Genomic DNA, 8083 nt, shown 5'->3' with positions numbered 1-8083 from the left:
CGGTGCTCGGCGCGCGGCCCTCGAAGTCGTCGGCGGAGAGGCGCTTGGTGACGGCCTTCATCAGGTCCACCGGCACGTCCGGCTGCGCGCCTGCATCGGCGGGCGGCTTCAGCGCAGTGCCCTTGGGCAAGGGCTGGGCCGAAGCGGCGAGCGAAACGCCAAGCGCGGCCAACGCGACGAGCGGCAGGTAAGGCTTCATGGGGGGGACCTCCAGACGAACGGGCGCACAGGTGCCAGACGGCGCGGGTGGGGGCAAGGGCGTACCCACCCCGCTGCGAGTAGGCAGCAAGCTGCCAACTCTCGCTACCCCTCCCGCAAGCGGGAGGGGCGCCCCTTCTTCTCCCCTCCCGCTTGCGGGAGGGGGCGGGGGTGGGCCAGCGCGCTTGCCCAAACCGCAAGCCAAGGGCAGAACGCCCGCCATGAGTGCCGACTGGACCAGCGCGATCGACCGCGCCCGCGCCCATGCGCCGTTCCTTGCGAACGCGCTCGATCGCCTGCCCGCCGTGACGGAATTGCTGCAGGCCGGAGATGGTCAGGCCGCCCTCGCGCTGGCCCGCAAGGCAGGGGAGGGCGTCGCCGACACCGCCTCCGCCCTGCGCCGGGAGAAGCAGGCGCTCGGCCTCGCTCTCGCCATCGGCGACCTTGCGGGCGCCTTCCCGCTGCTGGAGGTGACCGGCGCCCTCTCCGCCTTCGCCGACCGGGCGCTCGACACTGCGATCGTCTCCGGAATCCGCCGCCGCGTCCCCGACTACGACCCCGCCGAGCCGAAAGGCTTCTTCGCCCTGGCGCTCGGCAAGCACGGCGCCGGGGAGCTGAACTACAGCTCCGACATCGATCCGATCCTGCTGTTCGACCCGAAACTCCTGCCCCGCCGCGAGCGCGACGAGCCCGGCGAGGCCGCACAGCGCGTTGCCCGCGCGGTGGTGGAGATCCTCTCGCACGTAGGGCACGAGGGCTACGTCTTCCGTGTCGACCTGCGCCTGCGCCCGGCGTCCGAAGTCAGCCCGCTGGCGATCCCGGTCGAAGGCGCGCTGAGCCATTACGAATCCTCCGCGCTGACGTGGGAACGCGCCGCCTTCATCCGCGCCCGCTCCTGCGCCGGGGACGTCGCGGCGGGCGAGGGGTTCCTCGCCGCGATCCGCCCCTTCGTCTGGCGCCGCAGCCTCGACTTCGGCGCCATCGCCGAGATCGGCCGCCTGACCGCGCAGATCCGCGCCAGCACGCGCGGCTCCCCGCAAGTCGGCCCCGGCTTCGACCTCAAGAAAGGCCGCGGCGGCATCCGCGAGATCGAGTTCTACGCCCAGACGCACCAGCTGATCCACGGCGGCCGTCACCCCGCGCTGCGCCTGCGCGGCACCCGCGCGACGCTCAACGCGCTGGCCGAGGCGGGGCTGGTCCCGGCCGAGGAAGCGCGCCTGCTCGGCGAGCATTACGACCGCCTGCGCACGATCGAGCATCGCCTGCAGATGCAGCACGACCAGCAGACCCACAGCCTGCCGAAAACCGCCGAGGGCATCGAGGCGGTTGCCCGGCTCGACGGCATGGCGAACGGTCAGGCCCTGCTCGACGAACTCACCGCCATCACCGAGGCGGTGGGCGAGCGCTACGACACGCTGATCATGGCGAATACGCCCACCGGCGCGGTCGCGGTGCCCGACCAGTCGACCATGCCCGAGGACCTCGAAGCACTGGGCTTCGCCGATCCCGCAGGCGTAGCCCAGCGCATCGAGGGCTGGCTCGGCGGCAAGGTCCGCGCCCTGCGTTCCGATGCCGCGCGGGCGGCGTTTGTCGCGATCGCCCCGGACCTCCTCGCTGCGCTTGCCGCCGCGCCCGAACCGGATCGCGCGCTCGCCCGGTGGGAGCAGTTGCTCGGTAACCTGCCCAGCGCGATCAACCTGTTCAACCTGCTGCAGGCCCGCCCGGCGCTGATCGAGATGCTGGCGCGCATTCTCGGCCTTGCCCCGCCGCTGGCCGATGCCCTCGCCCGCCGCGCCGACTTGCTCGACCCGCTGATCGACGCCAGCGCCTTCGACCTGCCCGGCAGCGTTGCGGAACTGGTCGCCGAACTGACCCGCTTCGAGGCGGGCGACGACTACGAACGCAAGCTCGACGCGGTGCGGCGCAAGGTCGGCGAGCTGCGCTTCAAGCTGGGCGTCCAACTGATCGAGGGCGCCAACGATCCCGTCGCGATCGGCCACGCCCTCGCCCGCATCGCCGAGGCCGCACTGGTCGTCCTGACCGATGCCACCGTCGAGGAATTCGAGGGCACCCATGGGCATATCGCGCAGAGCGAGACGCTGATCCTCGGCCTCGGCCGCATGGGCGGCGGGGTTCTGACCCACGCCTCGGACCTCGACCTTGTATACTTGTTCAGCGGTGACTTCCGCCGCGAGTCGGACGGCCGCCGCCCGCTGGGCGCCACGCATTATTACAACCGCCTGTCGCAGCGAGCGATCTCGGCGCTGTCGGTGGCGACCGCACAAGGCGCATTGTTCGAGGTCGATACTCGCCTGCGGCCTTCCGGCGAGCAGGGGCCACCCGCAGCCAGCCTCGAGAGCTTCGAGACCTACCAGCGCGAGCAGGCGTGGACATGGGAGCACATGGCGCTGTGCCGCGCCCGCCCGCTCTACGGCTCGCCCGAAGGCCGCGCGGCGCTGGCCGCAGTCGTGCACGCTGTCCTCACCGCCCCGCGCGATGCGGACAAGCTGCGCGCCGACGTGCTGGACATGCGCGAGAAGATGGCCCGCCACAAGCCGCCGGGCGGCCCGCTCGACGTCAAACTGATGCGCGGCGGGCTGGTCGATCTGGAGTTCATCGTCCACTTCATCCAGCTGCGCGAACGCGGACCCGGCCTCGATCCCGATCTCGGCGAGGCGGTGCGCGGACTGGCCGCAGCGGGACTCGTCGATGCCGCGCTGGTCGAGGCGCACGACGCGCTTACCCGCCTGCTCGTCGCCGGACGGCTGCTGGCGCCCGATGCGCAAGTGCCCGGCCCTGCTGCGCGCTTGGCACTCGTGCGCGCATGCGGCTATGGGGACTGGGAAGCGCTCGAAACGGGCCTCGCAACGGCGCGCCGCCACATCGCGGACGCCTGGCGCGCGGCCTTCGACGAAACCCTGGAGATAGACGCATGACCCGCCCGCACATCGGCGACCCGTTCCCCGACATTGCCCTTGAAACGCCAGAAGGCGGCAGCGTGAAAGCCTCCGACTTCGCCGGTCGCAAGCTGGTCGTGTTCTTCTACCCCAAGGACGCGACCCCCGGCTGCACCACCGAAAACATCGAGTTTTCCGCGCTGCAGGGCGAGTTCGAAGCGGCGAACACCGCCCTGCTCGGCGTCAGCAAAGACTCGGCGAAGAAGCACCAGAACTTCATCGCCAAGCACGACCTCAAGGCCCCGCTCGCGACCGATGCGGAGGAGAACGGTCTCTCCGACGCGCTCGGCATCTGGACCGAGAAGCAGAACTACGGCCGCACCTACATGGGCATGGTCCGCACCACATACCTGATCGGAGCGGACGGCAGTATCGCGCAAGTGTGGGACAAGGTGAAGGTCAAGGACCACGCCGCCAAGGTGCTGGAAGCCGCAAAGGCGCTGTAACTCACTCTTCGTCATTGCGAGCGCAGCGAAGCAATCCAGAGCAGTCTCAAGCCGCCCTGGATTGCTTCGCTGCGCTCGCAATGACGAAACTTGGGAGAACTGCAATGCAGACCACCATCGCCGCCGCCATCCGCGCCGCCCTGCTCGAGTGCGATCCGCACGCCAAGGTGATGGCGACGCGCAAGGTCGCGCGCGACTGGCGGCTCGGGCGGCTTGCCTTCGCGTTCGACGCCGCGATGCCCGAGACCCCCGGCCGTCCGGACTCGCCCGAACTGCTGCCGCCCGGCAAGATGCCCCGGCGCAAGGGAGGGGGCGAACGGGGCCGCATCGCCCTGTGGCACGCGCTTGCCCATATCGAGTTCGTGGCGATCGACCTCGCGCTCGACATGGCCGGGCGGTTCGGGGAAGCGATGGGGCGGCAGTTCGTGTCCGACTTTCTCAAGGTCGCGGCGGACGAGGCCATGCACTTTTCCCTGATCGACAGGCATTTGCGCACGCAAGGCAGCCACTACGGCGCCCTGCCCGCCCATGACGGACTGTGGAGCGCCGCGCACGAGACACGGGGCGATGTCGGCGGCCGCCTCGCCGTTGTGCCGATGGTACTGGAAGCCCGCGCGCTGGACGTCACCCCGGCGGCGATCGAGCGGGTCCGCACAATGGGCGACGAGCGCGGCGCACGCATCCTTGAACGCATCCTTGACGACGAAATCGCCCACGTTCGATTCGGCGCAAATCATTTCGCCGACCACGCCGAACGGTTGGGCGAAGAGCCCGGAGAGCTGTGGAAATCCTTGGTTTTTCGTTACTTTCACGGCTCCGTTAAACCGCCGTTCAACGACTCGGCGCGGCTCGCTGCCGGTTTGTCGCGCGATCTGTATACCGCGCTTGCCTGAGTCAAAACTAACGGCATAAGTCACACTCACGAGACGGCGGGGGGTTCCGACGATCTCCATACTCCTTGGCGCGACCGGTTTCGGCGTGCTCAAAATAGCGTCGCCTTCCTCGGAATGACGGCGGATAAGCAAGGTATTGCGAGTGGTCGTAACGAAATTTTTCGCCAAGTTCCGCGCAGTGACCGGCGTTTTCGTCGCAGCGGGACTGTCCATTGCAGCGCAACCTGCAATGGCCAACAGCAGCGCTGCCGCTGCCGACATTTCCTCCACCCTGCGCACCAGCCAGGCCGCGAACCAGTCGGTTACCGGCGGTGAGGACGAGCAGTTCAGCCAGCTTTTCAGCTCCTGGCAGAACTATGAGGAAACCGGCCTTGCCGCCGCCAAGCCCAAGGCAGCCGTCGGTGGTATCGCCACCGTCGCCATCCCCTCGCGCAACCCCCTCGCTCAAGAGCGCATGACCAGCACCTTCGGCATGCGCGAACATCCCATTCTCGGCGGCCGCCGCGCTCACAAGGGCGTCGATCTCGCCGCCCCCACCGGCACCCCGGTCTACGCCACCGCAGACGGCACCGTCAGCCGCGCCTCGTGGTTCAGCGGCTACGGCCTGTTCGTCAGCCTCGAGCACGGCGGCGACATGCAGACCCGTTACGGCCACATGTCGCGCCTCAACGTCGCCGACGGCCAGCGCGTCCACAAGGGTGACATCATCGGCTACGTCGGTTCCACCGGCAACTCGACCGGCCCGCACCTCCACTACGAAGTGCGCGTCGACGGCGAGGCCGTGAACCCGGTCCCCTACATGCAGCAGCCGAGCCTCGCTTCGGCCAACTGACCAGAGTTTTCCTGTTGAGAGGAGGAAGAGGCGGCTCAAAAGGCCGCCTTTTCTTTTGCCTGTGTTCCGTGATGCGCCAAAAAAGGGGGCAGCCCGTCACGAGGGTGGGCCGCCCCTTGAAGTTGGGGAGAAGCGGTTACCGCACCGGGGCTCCGCCGGAGCGGAAGGGGTTGGTGCGGTGGACCGGCAAGACGGTCTTCGCACTTGCGGCCGCGTCTCGCATTGATCGCGGTCAAATCCGCCAGACCCGCTGAATTTCTGCTGCGCGCCGCCGTTCTTGGCCTGAAATGGACACGTCCCGCTTCCGGCCCACCCCGATCCTGCGCGAGCGCCGCCGCCGGCGCTGCACGCGCTTTGCGCTGACCGATTCGCGCGGGGGGGAAATTGCCGTGATCGTAAGCGACATATCCTCGCGCGGGCTCAGTGCCGCTGCGGCGGGGGAGCCGCCCCGCCTCAGCGAAGTGGTGCGCGCCACGCTGGAAGACGGCCGCGAGGTCTGGGGCCTCGTGCGCTGGCGCGAAGGCAACCTGTTCGGGGTGGAGTTCGATACGCGGGGGTGACGCTCACACCGCCGAACTGAAGCACCGCAGCGACTCCTTGCGGTAAGGGTCGAACCGCGCCGCGATCGAGCGCGCGTAAGGAAGTCCGCCCGGCAGCACGACGAGGTCGCCGCCATCGGTCTCGCACAATCCGGCATCGAGATAGGGGCGCAGCAGCGGCCCGGCCTCCTGCCACAAGTCCGCCGCCACAGGCGCGCGGCCCTGGCACAGCAGCGCCTCGATCACCGCGCCGCGCCGCTGGTCCTCGGCGCTCCGGACGATCCCGCGCGTCGCGGCCAGCCGGTCCTGCGAGAGCATCATGCGATAGCGCCCGGTGTTCTTCTCGTTCTGGACGAGCAGGTCCGGGAAGCCGCCGATCGCAGAGGCGCCCAGCCCCAGCAGGACCGGCGCCTGATCGTCGGTGAAGCCCTGGAAATTGCGACGAAGGTGTCCGGTCAGCGTCGCCTGCGCCAGCGGATCGCCGGGCAGCGCGAAGTGGTCGAAGCCCACCGCGACATAGCCCCGGTCCAGCAGGAAGCCGTGCCCGTAGGCTGCCATGGCGAAGCGCGCCTCGGCACCGGGCAGTTCGCTCGCATCGATCTTGCGCTGGCGGGGGATCAGGTGCGGAACGTGGGCATAGCCGAACAGCGCGATGCGATCGGCGCCCAGCGCGACGGTGCGCTCCAGCGAATCCTTCAGCTGCGCCATGGTCTGGCCGGGCAGCCCGTACATGAGATCGAAGTTCAGCGAACCCACGCCCGCGCCGCGCAGCATGGCGACGGCCTGCTCGATCATCGCCGTCGGCTGCACGCGGCCGATCGCCCGCTGCAATGGCTCCGCAAAGGTCTGCACGCCGAGGCTGGCACGCGCGATCCCGACCGAGGCGATCACCCCCGCCCACCCGGCGCCAAGGGTGCGGGGGTCCAGTTCGATCGAAGTGACCGGGTGCGAGGTCTCGAACTGCAGCGTCAGTGCATCGACCAGCCGCACGAAGTCGATCGGCGAAATGCCGTTGGGACTGCCGCCGCCGAAAGCGATACGCGTGACCCGCGCGCCTGTAGGAAGGCGTTCGGCGACGAGATCGATCTCGCGGTGAAGCGCGTCGAGGTAGCTGGCTACCCTGTCCCGCCGGTTGGCGACGCTGGTGTTGCAGCCGCAATACCAGCAGATCTTCTCGCAGAATGGGATGTGGACATAGAGCGATACCTCGCCCTGCGTGCGCTCCAGCGCCTCCTCGTATTGGCCCGCGCCTATCCCGCCAGCGAACTCGGCGGCGGTGGGGAAGCTGGTGTAGCGCGGCACGGGAATCGCCAGCAGTTCGGGGTGATAGGTCCACATGGCCGCAACTTTGCCTTATCCTTCCGCGCCGTCATTGCGATCGATCAAGCCGCTTGCGTTTGGAATCGGAATGGCAGCCCTTGGCGCAACATGGCCCCTGCGGCGGTCCCGGAGGTGCGGGGACCGGCACGCTCACCGCACCGCCATTGCAGGTCATCGCGACAAGCTCCCGCGCCTCGACCTGCAGCGGGCCGACCATCGCCGGGACCAGCGCCAGCGCGCCGAACAGGGCGATCAGGCGCCGCGTCATGGCGCATCCTCGTCGATCAGGATGCGGTTGGCGGCGCCGTCCATATCCTCGTACTGGCCCGAGCGCATCGTCCAGAAGAACGTGCCCAGCGCGCAGAGCCCCATCGCCAGCGACAGCGGGATCATGAAGCCGAGAATCGTCATTGCGCTTCCTTCCCTGCCGCGCGCGCCAGCCGCAGCGAATTGCCGACCACCAGCAGCGAAGAGCCCGACATCGCCAGCGCCGCCACCAGCGGGGTGACGTGGCCGAGGATCGCCAGCGGCACCGCCAGCACGTTGTAGCCCACCGCCATCGCGAAGTTCTGGCGCACCACCCGCATCGTGGCGCGCGCGACCTTCACCGCCGTCGCCACCGGCATCAGCCGCTCGCCGACGAAGACGCCGTCGGCCGCCTGCTGCGAGACGTCGCTCGCCCCGCCGGGCGCGAGGCTGACATGGGCGCCCGCCAGCGCCGGGCCGTCATTGAGCCCGTCGCCCACCATCAGCACCTTGTGCCCAAGCCCCGCGCGGCGTTCGAGCAGCGCCAGCTTGTCCGCCGGGCGCATCGCCGCCGTGGCGAACAGGCCCAGTTTCCGCGCGACGCCGCCGACCGCCTCCACCCGGTCGCCCGAGGCGATCGCGGCGGGGGGGG

The 8083-nt window shown here is 69.3% G+C and carries 9 protein-coding genes and 1 pseudogene; 5 read left to right on the top strand and 5 right to left on the bottom strand.

Annotation, left to right across the window (positions count from 1 at the left end):
- Window positions 1-199 (bottom strand): annotated as a pseudogene (locus tag LH128_RS24780) (peptidase M28); the annotation flags it as partial.
- A gap of 220 nt (window positions 200-419) precedes the next feature.
- Here LH128_RS24780 and LH128_RS24775 point away from each other — a divergent pair.
- The 5 genes from LH128_RS24775 (at window position 420) to LH128_RS24755 (ending at window position 5886) form a co-directional block, all read left to right on the top strand.
- Window positions 420-3134, top strand: a complete 2715-nt coding sequence (locus LH128_RS24775) for a bifunctional [glutamine synthetase] adenylyltransferase/[glutamine synthetase]-adenylyl-L-tyrosine phosphorylase (RefSeq protein ID WP_008832436.1) — start codon at window positions 420-422, stop codon at window positions 3132-3134.
- Window positions 3131-3601 carry a peroxiredoxin gene (locus tag LH128_RS24770; RefSeq protein ID WP_008832435.1) on the top strand — a complete coding sequence of 157 codons (471 nt, stop codon included), beginning with the start codon at window positions 3131-3133 and terminating at the stop codon, window positions 3599-3601. Before LH128_RS24775 ends, LH128_RS24770 begins: the two co-directional genes overlap by 4 nt.
- Window positions 3602-3705: 104 nt before the next feature.
- Complete coding sequence (locus tag LH128_RS24765) at window positions 3706-4494, top strand: ferritin-like domain-containing protein (protein WP_008832434.1); 789 nt, start codon at window positions 3706-3708, stop codon at window positions 4492-4494.
- 229 nt (window positions 4495-4723) lie between these two features.
- Complete coding sequence (locus LH128_RS24760) at window positions 4724-5326, top strand: M23 family metallopeptidase (protein ID WP_051211578.1); 603 nt, start codon at window positions 4724-4726, stop codon at window positions 5324-5326.
- 287 nt (window positions 5327-5613) lie between these two features.
- The gene (locus LH128_RS24755; RefSeq protein ID WP_008832432.1) at window positions 5614-5886 is read left to right on the top strand and encodes a PilZ domain-containing protein; all 273 of its coding nucleotides are present in this window, start codon (window positions 5614-5616) and stop codon (window positions 5884-5886) included.
- Window positions 5887-5889: 3 nt separating this feature from the next.
- On the opposite strand, the gene hemN is transcribed toward LH128_RS24755, so the two are convergent.
- The 4 genes from hemN to LH128_RS24735 all read right to left on the bottom strand — a co-directional run.
- Complete coding sequence (gene hemN / locus LH128_RS24750; RefSeq protein ID WP_008832431.1) at window positions 5890-7203, bottom strand: oxygen-independent coproporphyrinogen III oxidase; 1314 nt, start codon at window positions 7201-7203, stop codon at window positions 5890-5892.
- A 31-nt stretch (window positions 7204-7234) separates the two neighbouring features.
- Window positions 7235-7453, bottom strand: a complete 219-nt coding sequence (locus LH128_RS24745) for a hypothetical protein (protein WP_008832430.1) — start codon at window positions 7451-7453, stop codon at window positions 7235-7237.
- Window positions 7450-7596: a cbb3-type cytochrome oxidase assembly protein CcoS gene (ccoS, locus tag LH128_RS24740; RefSeq protein ID WP_008832429.1), complete on the bottom strand. Its 147-nt coding sequence runs from the start codon at window positions 7594-7596 to the stop codon at window positions 7450-7452. Before ccoS ends, LH128_RS24745 begins: the two co-directional genes overlap by 4 nt.
- Window positions 7593-8083 (bottom strand): HAD-IC family P-type ATPase (locus LH128_RS24735; protein WP_008832428.1); only part of this gene is annotated, 491 nt, incomplete at its 5' end. The genes ccoS and LH128_RS24735, both read right to left, overlap by 4 nt.

This window comes from Sphingomonas sp. LH128, from assembly GCF_000293195.2.
Taxonomy (GTDB): Bacteria; Pseudomonadota; Alphaproteobacteria; order Sphingomonadales; family Sphingomonadaceae; genus Novosphingobium; species Novosphingobium resinovorum_A.
This window is presented reverse-complemented; position numbering and strand designations above follow the sequence as displayed.

Excerpts from the sequence above, each read along its gene's own strand:
- LH128_RS24775 (WP_008832436.1), top strand. The coding sequence starts at position 420 with ATGAGTGCCGACTGGACCAGCGCGATCGACCGCGCCCGCGCCCATGCG.
- LH128_RS24770 (WP_008832435.1), top strand. The coding sequence starts at position 3,131 with ATGACCCGCCCGCACATCGGCGACCCGTTCCCCGACATTGCCCTTGAA.
- LH128_RS24765 (WP_008832434.1), top strand. The coding sequence starts at position 3,706 with ATGCAGACCACCATCGCCGCCGCCATCCGCGCCGCCCTGCTCGAGTGC.
- LH128_RS24760 (WP_051211578.1), top strand. The coding sequence starts at position 4,724 with ATGGCCAACAGCAGCGCTGCCGCTGCCGACATTTCCTCCACCCTGCGC.
- LH128_RS24755 (WP_008832432.1), top strand. The coding sequence starts at position 5,614 with ATGGACACGTCCCGCTTCCGGCCCACCCCGATCCTGCGCGAGCGCCGC.
- hemN (WP_008832431.1), bottom strand. The coding sequence starts at position 7,203 with ATGTGGACCTATCACCCCGAACTGCTGGCGATTCCCGTGCCGCGCTAC.
- LH128_RS24745 (WP_008832430.1), bottom strand. The coding sequence starts at position 7,453 with ATGACGCGGCGCCTGATCGCCCTGTTCGGCGCGCTGGCGCTGGTCCCG.
- ccoS (WP_008832429.1), bottom strand. The coding sequence starts at position 7,596 with ATGACGATTCTCGGCTTCATGATCCCGCTGTCGCTGGCGATGGGGCTC.